The sequence below is a fragment of the uncultured Marinobacter sp. genome, from assembly GCF_963974375.1.
GTDB lineage: Bacteria > Pseudomonadota > Gammaproteobacteria > Pseudomonadales > Oleiphilaceae > Marinobacter.
On the sequence record NZ_CAXBDN010000003.1, the window covers coordinates 24167 to 39493 of the forward strand.

A 15327-nucleotide genomic window follows, 5' to 3' on the forward strand; every position below is an offset into this window, starting at 1 on the left:
GGCCTACTCCCACTCGACCAGTTCTACCACCGGCTGGTAATCCGCAGAACGGTCACTGATGCGAACTTCCAGGGTAGCGGTGTCGGTACCCTTTTCCAGCTGTCGGGTGGCGGCTTTCTTGTAGGCACGATTCTCGGGGCCGATGCCTTCCACGAAGACGGTGACCTCGTGAGTACCGGTGCGCAGGTTGCCCATATAGAGGCGCTGCATGCCGCCACGCTGCAGGGCGTCCACCTGCCGGTCCGTGTATAGATGGCTGGCCACAATAGTGTTGCCCACTTTCAGTTTGACGCTGTCGATCCGGAGGAACTCGCCGGCATCCACGCTCAGAAAGACCGCGAACTGGGTGCTGGCGGGAAACAACAGATCCTCCTCCAGCACAAACAGGTCCCGGTTCAGCTGAATCACCTGGCGTCGCAGGTCTTCCACGCTCTGGGCAACGGGCTGATCATCGTCCGCCTGCGCGGGCAGTGTAATGGCAAGCGCCAGCAGCAACAGGGTCAGGGAGCGGAAAAATAGTGGCATCATGATCTTCTTGGCCTTACAGAGTCTGGTGCAGTCAACGGCAGCGACACTACCGCTCAGTATTCGAACAGCAGGGACGCCCGGGTAACCACGGCGTCAAAGCTGTACAGGGGTTCCTGTCCGGGCAGGAAGTCTCCGCTCGCGGTGACGTCCCGGAAATTGTCATAACGAAAATCCATATAATCCACCAGCAAGCCGATCTGGATCCGGTCGACGCCGGGCATCACCCCCTGCAGCCACTGATACTGAATCCCGGCGCTGAGGGTGGTGCCGGTGAAACTGCTCATTTCCTTGTCCCGGGCCAGATGAGTCTGGGAATTCTGGAAATCGTAGAGATCACTGTAGAAATCCGTCTGCCCCTGGGAGTAGTAGCGGATGCCACCCTCCACCGTCAGCCGAGGCGACAGGTTGTGCACATAATTGAGCTGCACCGTATGGGCATTGATGCCCCAGGTGTCGGTAAAATACCGGTAGTTGGCGCCTACTGACGCCCGCCACGGCAGGAACGCCCGGGCCCGGATTCCGGCGGCGAAGCTGGTGCGGGTTTCCGGGTACCGCTCCGCCTGATAGCGAAAACTGGTGGGGTCGTTCGGGTCGATAAAGCGGTTCTGGCGATAGGGGTTCTGCAGAAAGCCCTCATCGGTCACTACCTCCAGGTCCAGTCCGGCGATAGTGTTCGGGGTCAGTACCTGGCTGATGCCAAACTGGTAGTTCTGGCGGTCAGCCTCGGCCGAAAAATCAGAATTGCCCACCTCACCCACGGTGTCCCAGCCCCGGGCGTACCCCAGGGTCAGGGTCGTCATGTTGCCAAAAAATTCCTGGCTGACGCCGAAGTACAGGGTGTTGGCTTCGTAGTCGTTTTCACTGCTGTTGGTGTAGTTCAGGGTCAGCAGGGCACTGCCCTGCAGATAGTCGAGGCCGACGGTGTATTCGGTGCGTTCCTCGGTATAGGGGCTGGCTGTGGCCAGTACGTCCACAGAAGCTGCCGATACCGAATCCACATAATACTGACCGGAAAAAGAGGCCTGATTGCCGGCACTTTTGCGCACCAGAATGGCCGGACCGTCAATGGTCATGCCACCGCCTTCGTAGCGATGATAAAAGGCATCCACGGCGTCTACCGGCAAGGTGGCGGCCCGCCCCGTTCCAGGCAACATTGTTGTCAGCGCTATCAACAGACCTGTCATCAGGCAGTGGGCAAGGGTATGCCGCAGCCACTGATCAGTTACAGCCACAACCACCTCCGGCACTGCCTACCGCACCCCGGGCCGATTCCCGGGCATCGTGAACGTGGTTGATGTAGGCGCCGGCGCTGCCGTGGCGGTTCTCCAGCATCACCGGATCCGCCAGGTTTGCCCGCTCATAGGGCATAACCCAGGGTTCCAGGCTGCTGCAGCCGCTCACCATGAGCATAACCAGCAGCGGCGTGATCAGCATCAGCCTGTGGCGATGTTGCGGCGTTTGGTAAATGCCGTCCTGTTCCCGTTTCTGAGGCATGGCCATTAGTCCTTCTGTCCGGTCATTCGCGGATCAGCTGGCGAATTTCTGTCCGGTACTTGTCCTCGTATCCGGGCTGATAGCCCCGGTGCAGGAACCGGGCCTGACCATCACGGTCGATCATCACCGTGGTGGGCATGGCCTGAACCTGGTAAAGCTGGCTGACGTCGCTTGTTTCGTCGAACAGAATGGTAAAGTCCACCGGCACCGCTGCCAGAAAACGATCGGCATCGGCGCGGTTCTGATCAACATTTACCGCCACCACGTGAAAGCCATAGTCTTCGAACTCTTTCTGGATATCATCCATGTGGGGCATTTCCTGGCGACAGGGACCGCACCAGGACGCCCAGAAATTCAGCATCACCACGTCGCCCCGTAACTCCTCAAGACGGACGTTATCGCCGCTGCGGCTCTTGAGGGTAAAATCCGGCGCGGGTTCGGCAAGGGCGCCGCTGCCCAGCACAACGGTCAGGGCCAGCACCGCCGCCATCTTTTTGAACAAGTAACCACCCGTTATTTCCGGTTTTATTATGTTCATTGGTAATACTCCTGTGCATGCCTGTTTGTCAGATATCCGCGGGTCAGAAAAACAGGGAAATACCTGTGCTTAATTCTGTATTGAATGAATTTTTACTGGAGCCAAGAATATCGGTTTCATAAACATACTGACGAACGTTCAGATGCACGGACAGGTTGTCTCGCAATAGCACCTGATACCCCGCACCATAATTGAGCGTAAACTGGTTATCACCGGCAAAATCCGTCGCGCCTGCACCGGCGGTGATATAAAAATTGGTGTTAAATGCATAACCGCCCGGGAAGAAGGCCTGCCCTGGCAATAACTTGTAACCAAGGTTCAGGTTATACCAGAGGTAATCCCGGTCATTGTCCGGTAACAGCTGGACATCGCCGGCCAGTCGTTCAAAGCTGGTTTGCCCGGCTTCCGCAAAACCGACACCGGCTTCCACGAAGAACGACTCGCTGATGTGGTAGGCGAGCCGGGCGCCGTACATGAATGAGCTCTCGAAATCCTCGATGTTGAGCATTCCGGCCACGGCGGTGATCTCGAAATTCCCGCTGTCGATTTTCGGGGGTGTGATCTTGCGTGGCTGCACATCCGGCTCAATCATTGGTGTTTCCGCCAATGCACCTTCCGGAGTCGCGATCACACACAACACCAGAGCCACAAGAATCATCAGTTTCAAAAGAAAATGCCGAGTCCGATTTTCCATTCCATCACTTCTTCGTTGGTTGTCCTGTCGGTAAACACTTTGTAGTCCCTGACTTCCGCCCGCAGGAAATAGCGATCCGCCAGGTAATAGCGCACCCCGAGCCCTGCGTGGGCGGTGGGGTTGTTACGTCGTTCAGTGCTGGCCAGTGTGGCCTTGGGGCTGATCCAGGCGTAACCGCCCCCCAGCGTGAAATAAGGTGATAAACGCCAGTGGGGCCAGGGCTGATGCTGGATGCTGAGATTCGCCAGGCGGATTTCCGAACGGCTGCCCAACACCTGTGAGAACCCGAATTCGGTCGCCAGGTTGGGAGTCATCTGGAACCCGGCCCAACCGGATATCACCGTAGCCCCCTCAAAATCGCCCATCCAGACGCCCCCTTCCCGGCGGCGCTGCTGAAAATCTGCCAGATCAGGACGGGGCAGCACGAATGCCTCGCCATCACGGGTGGCACTGTGGGCCAGATCATCCTGCAGCACCCAGCCTTCGCGGCCGCGATCATCGCGCACCCGGATCCAGCGGGTGTGTTGCTTCAGCAACGTCAGTGGCTCGCCCCGCTCACTGCTGTGAAACACCGGGTGACCGATGGCGGGCCCGGTGCGCCATTCGATAAAAGGCGCGGCTACCGTCACCTCGACGGGTTCTGCCGGTTCTGACCAGAAGTTCCACCAGCTCTGGGCTGAGGCCGACAGCGGCCAGCACAGCGCCAGTGCCAGCCAGAGACCTGGCCACCATCTGCCGACCATCAGTTCTCCGGTGCATCAAACGGGTTGTTGTAATACTGGGCACCCAGGTCCAGCCACTCGGAAATCAACCGCAGTTCGGCATCACTGAGGAAACCCTCGTGATTTCCGCCAGCCGCAAACGGGGCCATGAAGGCAGTACTGGCCCGGGCACCGGCGACGCTCATCACCGCATTGCGGGGCACCCGCACAAGAATCGGAATTTCATTACCGTCGCCATCGAGGATAGGTTCGCCGTCCTCATCGCGCTGTACCCGCCCGGAATCCACCTGCCTGTCCCGCAGAACCCCATCCACCAGCTCCTGCTCAAAGCGCTGGGCCAGCAACTCCCGGTACGCCCGGAACTGGCGGGGATTGTTGGCGGAGGCGCCATCACCCAGATGCAGATGGGCCTCAGGAACCCGGGCCACACCATCCTGATCGGCGACTGAATGACAGCCGGTGCAGGTGAAATTGTCGAGTTCGGTGACGCCGTCGTCATCAGGCAGGACCCGGGGCAGATTCCAGATGGGATGAATGTGGGCTTCGTAGTGAATGACCGCCCGGCAGGAGGCGGCCCAGCTGACGGCACAGGCTTCGTTTATCGGCGCCGGTGTATCGAGATCCTGATACCGCAGCGCCAGTTCCGCCGCCGGTGTCGCCTGCTCCGGATCAGTCCATTCGTCCACAAATTCGGGGTTCGGTGACAGTCGGCGAATCTGCTGCTGCCGGCTCCAGGTTTCCGCCATGGTTTCGCCCATATCCGCCCACAGTGCCGGCCGGGTTCCCGGGAATGGCAGACTGGTGGTGGAGGCCCCTGAATTGGCGGGTGCCGGTGAAACCGCATAGTGGCCATGGGGCACCGAACTGTTACTGGTGTGGCAGCCATTGCAGGTCAGGGTTTCGCCGGGGCGCAGCTGCAGCCAGTTCTGGTGGCGGGGCGAGGTGCGGCGACCCTCGGCATCCACCACACTGATGGCAAAGGCCACATTGGCAGGGACAGCAACCCGCACCGAGCCGTCCGGCTCTACCGGCACATAACCCAGAATCTCCCGCATGCGCTGGGCCTGACTGACACCGAAGGCAGCATTGTCAAACATGCGGACATCCTGATCAGGCAAGGACACCGGTTTTTCAAAGCGCACAAAGCGGGCGGGGCGATTGTCGGCAGGGGTCACCACAGGATTGGCGAGGGTGGCGATACCACCGGGTGCGGTATCCGCGCCGTCCAGGTCGTAGACACTACGGATATGAACGATACCAAAGCCTTCGGTGGCGAGGCCGCTGGCTTCACCGGGCAGCTCCCCCGGGCGCAGGTCGGCAGGCCGGAACACCGGCATGGGCCGGCCGTTCATCAAGACTGCCTCTGAAATCTGCTGGCCCTCAATGGCTGGCGCAATGGGCAGCTGAGTGCCGTTGCGCTCATTCCGCAACCATAACCCGTAAGCCGGAGCGGCTGGCTCATAGTCATCAGATGCCAACAGAGCCTCTGTGCAGGGCAGGATGTCACCGGTTGCGCCGTCTTCCGCGCTCACCCGTCGCAGCCGGCAGGGACTCCAGCTCACCAGGTAGCGGCCGGAGCCATCAAACATCGGGGAAACCGCATCGTAACTGCCGGCCAGCCCAATGCGACCGTCCAGCGACTGACCCTGTATCATCGGCACCAGACCCTGACCGGGGCTGCCGTCAAGGCTCACGGCGTGTTCCGCAAACCGGGCTATATCAATTTTTGCCGGTAGCGCTGACAGGTTATTGGCGCCCAGGCCCCGGGCCTGCACCAGAATCTCACCGCTGTCGGTTTCAACCGGTTTGAAATAATGCAGATTGTTGCCATCGATGGTGTGGGAGTGTCGACCAAATACATGGGCCAGGCCCGTGCCGTCGGGGTTCACCTGGTACAGGTTGAATCCATTGGCGGGGGTCTGTCCCGCAGCGTCCCAGCGACTGAACAGAATCCGCCCGTCGGACAACACCACAGGATCAAGATCATGGCTCTGGTTAAAGGTGATCTGACGAACGTCGTTGCCGTCACTTTCCATCACGTGCAACACAAACGCTTCGCCACGCCGGGCTTCATCCAGGGCCGAAAACTGGGGCTTGTCCTCATCCAACAGAATGGCACTCGACACCCGCTGCCGGGTCGATGCAAACACAATGCTGCCACCGGGCAGATAGGCCGGCGCAATATCGTGGCCGGCATTGGCCTCGATCGCAGAGGCGATGACCCGGCGCAGACTGTCGGCTTCCAGATCGTATTCCCAGATGTTCCAGGTAGGCTCCGGATCCTCGTCGTCAACCTCAGGGGCATGCATGGCGAACAACAGACGCTTGCCATCATAGGATACCGTCAGATCCCGCACGTCGTAGCGTAGCTGGCCGTCGTCATCAAGGAATTCAGCGCCCGCAAAAACCCGGGAGGTGATATCACGGGCCGCGGCCGAAGGAGCCGCGCTCTCCTTGAGCACAAGTCGGCCACCGGGCCGAACCAGGGCCGGTTCACGGCGGTCGACACCCATGGGGGCGCCGGTCTGGGGGTTGATCTGCAATGGGCGCTGGATATAGGCAACCGCATAGTCGGCAACAACCGGATCAGCCTCTTGCTGTTGATCACTTACAAGACATCCTGTCGCCATAACAGACATAAATAGCATCATCGATGTTATTTGTATGCTTTTGCCAAAACGCATATTTCTGATTATTTCCGAGATGCGATTCACAAAACTCAGTCCTTTTATATACCAGTCCGATCCCTATTAAAGTATCTCCGGTTATTGCTCACACTCCAATGAAATTATGGACCAATAAAACAGGTTCGTGGACCAGTACACAAAATAAACAGTAAGGACTGACATAAAATCAGGCTCCTGATAAACGAATCACATCACGGTGGTTGTCTCTGAAAAAACGTGGTGTTAATCCTCAAACATTCGCATAGGACATGCGTCATGGACGCCAGAAGTCAGTCTTTCAGCCTGCCCGGACGCTCCCGGATAAGACTTTCCGGAGCTGTGCTAGCGGCAGCCCTGATTGCAACCACGACCTTTTCCGCCCACGCCGGAGACCGCGAGCAGGCCCGCCGGATACACGATCGCCTGGCCGGTGTGCCGCCCAGCGAGGCGGTGCTCGGCATTATGGCGTCCCAGATCCGCTCAGGGTCTGCGGTACAGGCCGCCTTTACCGCCATGGAAGATCCCGCCTTCTACGATGTCACCCTGAAAAATTTTGCGGCACCCTGGACCAACGAGGCCATGACCCCGTTTGTGCCTCTGAACGACTACACCGCCACCGTGATCGGCCTGGTGAAGGACGATCGTGATTTCCGGGAAGTGCTCTGGGCAGATGTGGTCTATGTAGGCGATACCAACCTTGGTTTGCCTGCCTACTCGAACGTCAACAATGCCCATTATGAAACTCTTGAGCGGAGCAGTCACTCGCTGCAGGACGCGCTGGTAAGACGGACGCAGTCGTCTCTGAATGGTCTGCCCAGTGACGCCACCGCCGGCGTGATGACCAGCCGCGCCGCCAGCCAGGCGTTTTTCAGCGCCGGCACCAACCGCGCCATGCTGCGCTTCACCCTGGTGAATCACCTGTGTAACGACCTTGAGCAGCTGGCGGACGTCACCCTGCCGGTGGATCGCATCCGCCAGGATGTGTCCCGCAGCCCTGGCGGCGACAGCCGGGTGTTCCTGAATAACTGCGCAGGTTGCCATACCGGCATGGACCCCATGGCCCAGGCCTTTGCCTACTACGAATATGAGTATGACGCTGATGCCGACCCGGACGGCAATCTCGGCCGGCTCATCTACAACACCACGGAACATCCGCAAACCGGCACCCGGGTTCAGCCCAAGTATCTGATCAATGCCACCAATTTCGAGCACGGCTACGTCACCGAGGACGATGGCTGGGACAACTACTGGCGTCAGGGCGACAACCGCCGGCTCGGCTGGGACAACATGCTGCCGGGGCACGGCGAGGGCGCCAAGTCCCTGGGCCAGGAGCTGGCCCACTCCCAGGCTTTCGCCGAATGTCAGGTCAGCAAGGTGTTTCGCCAGGTGTGCCTGAGAGATCCGGTGGACAGCAGCGACCGCAATCAGCTGAGCACCATGGTGTCGTCGTTCCAGTCCAGCAACTACCAGCTCAGGCAGGTGTTTGCTGAATCCGCCGCCTATTGCATGGGCGACTGATGCTTCGCGTCGGTCACCCCCTGACAGGGAAATTCAAGGTCATGATCAAGACATCAAGCTGGTTCAGCCGCCCCCTTGCCGGCGCATTGCTGATGGTCACTGTCGCCCTTGGCGGCTGTAAACTCGGCGAATCCACCGAGAGCCTGCCCAACACCCGGGCGCCGGGCACCACCACCTACGGTGGCCCGCCGCCGGCGACCGCCGATGTGCAGTCCTTCAAACTGAGCGTCTGGGACAACCTGGTACAGCCGGCCCGTTGCGGCGACTGCCACAACTCCAGCGGCCAGTCACCGCGCTTTGTCCATGAGGGCGACGTCAACATTGCCTATGCTCAGGCCAACACCGTCGTGAATCTGGGCGATCCGGCCGAATCGGCCATGGTTGCCAAGGTAGCCGGTGGTCACCACTGCTGGCTGGCCAGCGATCAGGCCTGCGCTGACACCATCACCAATTACATTGCCAACTGGGCCGGTGGCAGCTCCGGCACGGTCAAGACCATCGACCTGCGTCCGCCGGTACTGCGGGACCCCGGCGTTTCCGGAAAGCAGTGCCGAGTTCGGCAGCACCGTCCACCCGCTGCTGGCCACCTACTGCAGCGACTGCCACGCCGAGGGTGGCACCCGGCCCTTCCTGGCCAGCTACAACGTAGACCTGGCCTACGATGCGGCGAAGAGCCGGATCAGCCTGGACAACCCCTCGGCGTCGCGTCTGGTTGAGCGGCTGCGGGATGAGTCCCACAATTGCTGGGAAGACAACTGCCCCGACTCGGCGTTCGAGATGCAGATGGCCATCGAATTCTTTGCGGAGACCATCCAGCCCCGGGAGCTGGATTCCGCCATTGTCGCCAGCAAGGCCCTCAACCTCAGCACTGACGGACTGCTGGCCAACGCCGGTGGCCGTTATGAGGATCATGTGGTGGCACTGTACGAGTTCAAGGCCGGCGAAGGCCGGACCGCGTTCGACACCTCAGGCCAGGAGCCGGCAATGCACCTGAGCCTGACCGGTAACACTGACTGGGTCGGGGGCTGGGGCGTGAGCTTTGGCCCGGCCTATACCGACGACGCCGGCACCAGTTTACGCAGCGGCAAGGCCCAGGCCACCACCGGCAGCAGTCGCAAGCTCCACAGCCTGCTGACCGCCTCTGGCGAATACAGCATCGAGGCCTGGGTGGTACCCGGCAACGTGACCCAGGAAGACGCCCGCATCGTGTCCTATTCCGGATCCGCCACTTCCCGGAACTTCTCCCTGAGCCAGTCCCTGCAGAATTACGGTATCCTGCAACGCAGCACCACCACCGACCAGAACACGGCGTTCAGCACCGCCGACGGCGATAACCGGCTGCAGGCCAGCCTGCAGCATGTGGTGATCAATTTCACTCCGGGCGAGGGCCGCCGCATTTACGTCAACGGCCGTGATACCGGCGATACCGATCCCGGCGCCGCCGGCCTGCTGAATAACTGGGATGATACCTTTGCCTTCGTGCTCGGCAACGAGACCGACGGCAACTCGCCCTGGGAAGGTACTCTGCGCCTGGTGGCCATCCACAACCGGGCCCTGTCAGCCGAGCAGATCCGCACCAACTACGAAGCGGGCGTCGGCCAGAAGTATTACCTGCTGTTCGGCGTTGCACATCTGATCGACGTCCCCCAGAGCTACATCGTGTTCGAGGTCAGCCAGTTCGACAGCTACAGCTACCTGTTCACCGAGCCGTTTTTCATCAGCCTGGACGATTCAGCCAGTCCGGGGGGCATCCCGCTGGAAGGCATGAAGCTGGGCATCAACGGCCGTGAGGCCGTGGTAGGTCAGACCTGGGCCAACCTGGAGGTCAGCCTGAATGGCGATGACTACCGCCCGGGCAGCGGACAGCTGCTGTCCTCACAGGGCACCGTTGTCGCTCTGGAAAGCGGTCCCGACAGTGATGAGTTCTTCCTGAGTTTCGAGCGCCTGGGCAGCCACACCAACGTGGTGGTGGAATCCTCGCTGCCACCGGCAGCACCGGCTGCCAACCTGCCGCCGGCTGCAGATGTCGGCCTGAAAACCTTTGATGCAATCGATGCCAGTATGGCCCGGGTTACCGGTGTGGCCCGCACCGAACCTGCGGTTGCCGCCACCTACAACACCATTCGCCAGCAACTGCCATCGGTGGCCAATATCGAGGGTTTCCTGTCTTCTCATCAGATGGCTATTACCCAGCTGGCAATCCGTTACTGCGATTCCCTGGTGGAAACACCGTCACTGCGGAATAGCTTTTTCCCGGGCTTCGACTTCAGCCTGGCGGCTGATCAGGCCTACAGCGGAACCCGCAGGGACCTGGTGGTTGACCCGCTGATCAGCCGCATGGTGGGCCAGAATCTGGCTTCCCAGCCAACGGATGTTGACGTACGCGCGGAGCTGGAGCAGCTGATCGATTCGCTGACGGTCTGTACTGGTGGTTGTGACACCGAACGCACCCGAACCGTGGCCAAAGCCAGCTGCGCCGCCGTGCTTGGCAGTGCTGTCACGCTGATCAAGTAACCAGGGTTTTCATAGAGGATGTGACCATGTATATCAAACCTTCACGCAAGCGCCCCCTGGACATCCATGAGCCTTTGCGACACAGCGATCACAGCCGCCCACGTACCCGCCGGGAGTTCATTTCCCAGGGTTTCCGGGCCGGCGCCGCCACCGTCATCGGGGCCTCGGTGTTCAGCCTGTTTGGCAACCCGCGCATGGCGTCCGCCGCGCTGTCGTCGGATCTGGAAGCGCTGAAACAGAGCTGTGGTATTGCCGTGCAGGGTGCTGGCAAGATTCCGTTCATTTGCTTCGACCTGGCCGGCGGCGCCAGTATGGCCGGTTCCAACGTGCTGGTGGGCAAATCCGGTGGCCAGACCGACTTCCTCACCACTGCCGGTTATATCCGCCAGGGATTGGCGGGCAATATGCTGCCCAACGACCCGGCCTTCATCAATGATGAGCTGGGACTGGCATTTCATAGCGACAGTGGCTTTCTGCGAGGCATTCTGCAAAGCACCAGCGCCGGCACCCGCAGTGGCATCAATGGCAGCGTGATTGCCGCCCGCTCCGAGAACGACACCGGCAACAACCCCCACAATCCCATGTACGGCATCCACCGGGCCGGGGCGGACGGTTCACTGATGTCGCTGATCGGCTCCCGCAATTCCGAATCCGGTGGCAATTCACTGGCCCCCATGGATCTGATCAACCCGCAGATCCGTCCCACCAAGGTGGATCGTCCCAGTGACGTCACCGGTCTGGTGGATGTGGGGGATCTGGTGGGACTGCTGGACCAGAGTGACGCTGTGGCCGTTATGGAGTCCATCCAGCGTATCAGCGACCGTAAGCTGAACCGGGTCAACACCCGCATCAGCAGTGACGAGGTGGTCAAGGACCTGGTCCGTTGCGGCTATGTGAAGAGCGCTGATCTGGCTGACCGTTTCGGTAATCCGTCGACTCTCAATCCGGCCCTGGATCCTGACATTGTGGGTCCCGGTGGTATCTTCACCAGTCAGGAGTTCGACCGTGAGGGCGAGTTCCGCAAAACCGCCTCGGTGATGAAGCTGGTGGTCAATGGCTTTGCCGGCGCCGGCACCGTCACCATGGGCGGTTACGACTACCACACCGGTGAGCGGGCCACCGGCGAACGCCGGGATCTGCTGGCTGGCCGCTGCATGGGCGCCTGCCTGGAGTATGCTGCCCGTATCGGGGTGCCGCTGATGCTGTATGTATTCAGTGACGGCTCGGTATCCAGCAACGGCCGCATCGACGACTCGGTAGACGGTCGTGGCAAGGGCGAATGGACCGGCGACAACCAGCAGACTGCCGCCTCGTTCTACATGGTGTATAACCCTAACGGACGGCCCACGGCATTGCGTAACCAGATCGGTTACATGCGCGCTGACGGCAACGTGGAAACCAGCTCCAGCCCTGCCGCCAACAACGTCAACCAGCTGGTGCAGACGGTGCTGCTGAACTACATGGCGCTGCACGGTGAACAGGGTGCCTTTGCCAGCCAGTTCCCGGGCCACGGGCTGGGCAATCCGGCGGTGCAGGACACCCTGATCGGGCTCTCACCCATCGTTAACGGGACGATCAGCTAGATCGCAGTATTCGCTGGAGCGTTACTCGACCCCGGCCATCAGATCTTCCGAATAGAACAACTTGCGGTGCTCATCGATGATCACCGCATCAATGCCCTCCAGTCGGTTGATCAGAGCCAGACCCTGCTCTGCCCCCAGCACGAACACCGCTGTCGAGAGCGCATCGGTGATCATGGCGTCGACGCCAATAACGGTTACGCTCTGAACCCCGCCGGCAGGCCGGCCGGTTTGCGGCGACAGGATGTGATGAATCCGCGCACCGTCGTCGGCAATAAAATAGCGTTCGTAATCACCGGAGGTGGATATGGCCGCGGATTCCAGTGGCAGTGCCACCACCAGCCGACCCTCCTGACGGGGATCCCTTACGCCCACCATCCAGGGGCGACCACGTCTGTCGCCCAGCAGGCGCATATCACCACCGGCACTGAGCCGGGCATGGCCAATCTCCGCTGCCTGCAGCACAGCAATACCCCGGTCTACGGCATAGCCCTTGGCGATGCCCCCCAGATCAAGCATCAACCCGGGCCTGGCAAAGGCCACCGAGGAGGCCTCCGGGTCCAGCCAGATATCCCGGTAGCTGATCCGGGGCAGCAGGGCCTGCACCTCTTCATCCGATGGTTGCTGATTGTTGCGGTAATCGTAAAGATGGCCAACCGACGCAAAGCTGATATCGAAGGCGCCGTCGCTGGCCTCGGAGATGGACTCGGCAGCCGCCAGCACCCGGAACAGAGGTGCCGTGATCTTCACCGCTCCCTCCGCTGCCGTCCGGTTGACCCGGGACAGCTCCGAATCCTCCCGATACCGGCTCATACCTTCATCAACACCGGTGAACTCGGCCAGAACCCGCAGCCACAGATCTTCAGCCTGGCCAGCTTCAGCCTCACTCCAGAATTCCAGGTCTATCGGGGTGGTCATGGCGGTGCCGCTGAACCGGTACCACTGGGCGACGGCAGGTGCCGGCAACAGCAGGATCAGTAGCAAACCGGTCATCACCAGCCGGGGCGTCCACATCAGCAAATACTCCTCGCGTCAGCCAGAGTACAGGTTGCACCAGATCATTGTCCGGTATCGCAAGCTCCCACACCCCGGAATCTTTGTCCCGTATCGATACAGCTATTGTGCCACGGCAGGGGCATTGCTGACGGACAGGGTTCACACCGGGGCATCACCCGGCGGGCCGCAATACAAAGCCCTGTTATCTGCCTTTCGATCTGACTACGGGGGGCATAACCGGTATACTCCGCCCAACAGTCATTTTCTTCAATCAGGTCCATTTCATGCTCAATGCCGACGCCCTAAATCAGCTGCGCCAGCTAAAAACCGATATCAAGGAAAACAAGGAGGTATACCCCGGTACGGTCAAAGCCACTAACGGCCGCTTCGGTTTTGTGGCGCTTGACGAAGGCCGCGACGTATTTTTGCCACCGGAAGAAATGCAGAAGGTGCTGCCGGGTGACCGGGTGACGGTCACCGAGGTCAAGGGTGACAACGGCAAGACTCAGGGCCTGATCGAGGAGCTTCTGGAATCGAACCTGACCACGTTTGTGGGTCGGTACCTGGTCAAGGGCAAAGGCCATTTCGTGGCACCGGAAACTCCGGGCATTGGCCGCTGGATCTTTATTCCACCCAAAGAACGGCTGGGTGCCAGTCCGGATGACTATATCTACTGCCGTATCTCGCAACATCCGATCCGGGATGGCAAAGGCCAGGCCCAGGTCCTCAGAGTCATTGGCAAGGCCGGTGAAACCGGGATCGAGCGCAGCTTCACCCTGGCCACCTTCGATATGGACGACGCTTTCCCGGAGGCGGTACAACAGCAGGCGGATGCGCTCACTGAAGAAGCCATCGCCAGCCACAGCGATGACCGTGAAGACCGCCGCGACCAGGCCTATGTCACCATCGACAGCCCCGGCACTCAGGACATGGACGATGCCTTGCTGGCCGTGCCCAATGCTACCGGCTGGAAATTGTCGGTGGCCATTGCCGATCCGACGGCACTGATTGAGCCAGAATCACCGGCCGAGCTGGAAGCCCGGGCCCGGGCAACTGCCATCTATTTTCCCGGCGAGCCCCGTCCGATGCTGCCGGACACTCTCAGTACCCGCCTGTGCTCCCTGATGCCCGATGTCGACAGGCTGGCACTGGTCTGTGACCTGCAGGGGAACAACGACGGCAGCCTGGGCGAATTCAGCTTTCACAAGGCGGTTATCCGCTCCCGGGGCAAACTCAGCTACGAGCTGGTCAACCAGTTGATTGGCGGGCAGCAAAATGATGAAACCGCGGCCCTGGCCGACGACGTTGCCAACAGCCTCGACCAGCTGCACCAGACCGCCACCGCACTGCGCAAGTGGCGGGCCGAGCATGCCCTGCTGAATACCGATCGCCCCGAGTTCCGCCTGCGTCTGGACGAGAACCGGCGTGTCCGGGCCATTGAGGCCCACCGTCTGGTGGAAGAATGCATGGTGGCGGCCAACCGCTGCGCTGCCAGCTTCCTCGGCACACTGGATCAGGGTCTGTTTATCTGTCACCCCGGCATTCGCGATGACCGCGCCGACAACATCCGCACGCTGCTGGAACGCTACGCGCCGGAGCTTGCCAGCCATAACCCGGCCAGCCCTGAGGGTTTCCGTGCCCTGATGAAGCAGACCGACGGCCTCAACGCCGAAGTACCGGTTCGCTCCATTATTTCCCGCCAACTGGCCCGGGCCGAAATGGCGTTTGCGCCTGGCCCTCACCAGGGCATGGGCCTGGAAGCCTACACCACCTTTACGTCTCCGCTGCGTCGCTACACCGACTTCTACGTGCACCGCCTGATCAAGGCGGCGCTCTGGCAACAACCCCTGCAGGTACTGGACGAGCCGGCGCTGGCAACACTGCAGAAAACGCAGATTCGCGCCCGCCAGGCATCCGGCAGCCTCGAAAACTGGCTGAAAAGTGAATTTGCCCGACAACTGGGCGAGCAGCCCATGACCGGCGTAATTTCCCGCACCGTTCCTGCCGGCTTTTTCGTGCGGCTGGACAGCAATGGCCTGGAAGGATTTGTCAGCTGCCGCACCCTCTCGGGCAAGTA

At 60.6% G+C, this 15327-nt stretch carries 13 protein-coding genes; 5 read left to right on the forward strand and 8 right to left on the reverse strand.

The features are described from left to right. Nucleotides 1-3: 3 nt before the first annotated feature. The 7 genes from AAC035_RS00475 to AAC035_RS00505 are packed head-to-tail and all read right to left on the reverse strand — an operon-like array spanning nt 4 to nt 6615. On the reverse strand, nt 4-528 hold the full coding sequence (locus AAC035_RS00475; RefSeq protein WP_339798843.1) for an AraC family transcriptional regulator: 525 nt from the start codon (nt 526-528) through the stop codon (nt 4-6). Between the two features lie 53 nt (nt 529-581). Continuing rightward, nucleotides 582-1760: a DUF3570 domain-containing protein gene (locus AAC035_RS00480; protein ID WP_339798846.1), complete on the reverse strand. Its 1179-nt coding sequence runs from the start codon at nt 1758-1760 to the stop codon at nt 582-584. Next, a complete protein-coding gene (locus AAC035_RS00485) occupies nt 1747-2022 on the reverse strand; it encodes a DUF4266 domain-containing protein (protein ID WP_339798849.1) in 276 nt (91 codons plus the stop codon). The genes AAC035_RS00480 and AAC035_RS00485 overlap by 14 nt, the downstream gene beginning before the upstream one ends. A 22-nt stretch (nt 2023-2044) precedes the next feature. Then, nucleotides 2045-2560, reverse strand: a complete 516-nt coding sequence (locus AAC035_RS00490; protein ID WP_339798852.1) for a TlpA disulfide reductase family protein — start codon at nt 2558-2560, stop codon at nt 2045-2047. A 43-nt stretch (nt 2561-2603) separates the two neighbouring features. Further along, entirely contained in the window at nt 2604-3254 is a 651-nt protein-coding gene (locus tag AAC035_RS00495) for an outer membrane beta-barrel domain-containing protein (protein ID WP_339798855.1), read from the reverse strand. Continuing rightward, nucleotides 3224-3997 (reverse strand): SH3 domain-containing protein, encoded by a 774-nt coding sequence (locus tag AAC035_RS00500; RefSeq protein WP_339798858.1) that lies wholly within the window; start codon nt 3995-3997, stop codon nt 3224-3226. Before AAC035_RS00500 ends, AAC035_RS00495 begins: the two co-directional genes overlap by 31 nt. Then, a complete protein-coding gene (locus AAC035_RS00505; RefSeq protein WP_339798861.1) occupies nt 3997-6615 on the reverse strand; it encodes a hypothetical protein in 2619 nt (872 codons plus the stop codon). Before AAC035_RS00505 ends, AAC035_RS00500 begins: the two co-directional genes overlap by 1 nt. Before the next feature lie 303 nt (nt 6616-6918). On the opposite strand from AAC035_RS00505, the gene AAC035_RS00510 reads away from it, so the two are divergent. The 4 genes from AAC035_RS00510 to AAC035_RS00525 all read left to right on the forward strand — a co-directional run bounded on the left by AAC035_RS00510 (nt 6919) and on the right by AAC035_RS00525 (nt 12257). Beyond that, nucleotides 6919-8160, forward strand: coding sequence for a hypothetical protein (locus AAC035_RS00510; protein WP_339798864.1), 1242 nt, complete (start codon nt 6919-6921; stop codon nt 8158-8160). A 41-nt stretch (nt 8161-8201) separates the two neighbouring features. Next, nucleotides 8202-8876: a hypothetical protein gene (locus AAC035_RS00515; RefSeq protein WP_339798866.1), complete on the forward strand. Its 675-nt coding sequence runs from the start codon at nt 8202-8204 to the stop codon at nt 8874-8876. Nucleotides 8877-8943: 67 nt separating this feature from the next. Next, on the forward strand, nt 8944-10674 hold the full coding sequence (locus tag AAC035_RS00520) for a LamG domain-containing protein (protein ID WP_339798869.1): 1731 nt from the start codon (nt 8944-8946) through the stop codon (nt 10672-10674). Nucleotides 10675-10700: 26 nt separating this feature from the next. Further along, nucleotides 10701-12257, forward strand: coding sequence for a hypothetical protein (locus tag AAC035_RS00525; RefSeq protein WP_339798871.1), 1557 nt, complete (start codon nt 10701-10703; stop codon nt 12255-12257). Nucleotides 12258-12278: 21 nt separating this feature from the next. On the opposite strand, the gene AAC035_RS00530 is transcribed toward AAC035_RS00525, so the two are convergent. Then, entirely contained in the window at nt 12279-13268 is a 990-nt protein-coding gene (locus tag AAC035_RS00530) for an FAD:protein FMN transferase (RefSeq protein ID WP_339798873.1), read from the reverse strand. 266 nt (nt 13269-13534) lie between these two features. Here AAC035_RS00530 and AAC035_RS00535 point away from each other — a divergent pair. Continuing rightward, a partial coding sequence (locus AAC035_RS00535) for a VacB/RNase II family 3'-5' exoribonuclease (RefSeq protein WP_339798875.1) occupies nt 13535-15327 on the forward strand: 1793 nt, incomplete at its 3' end.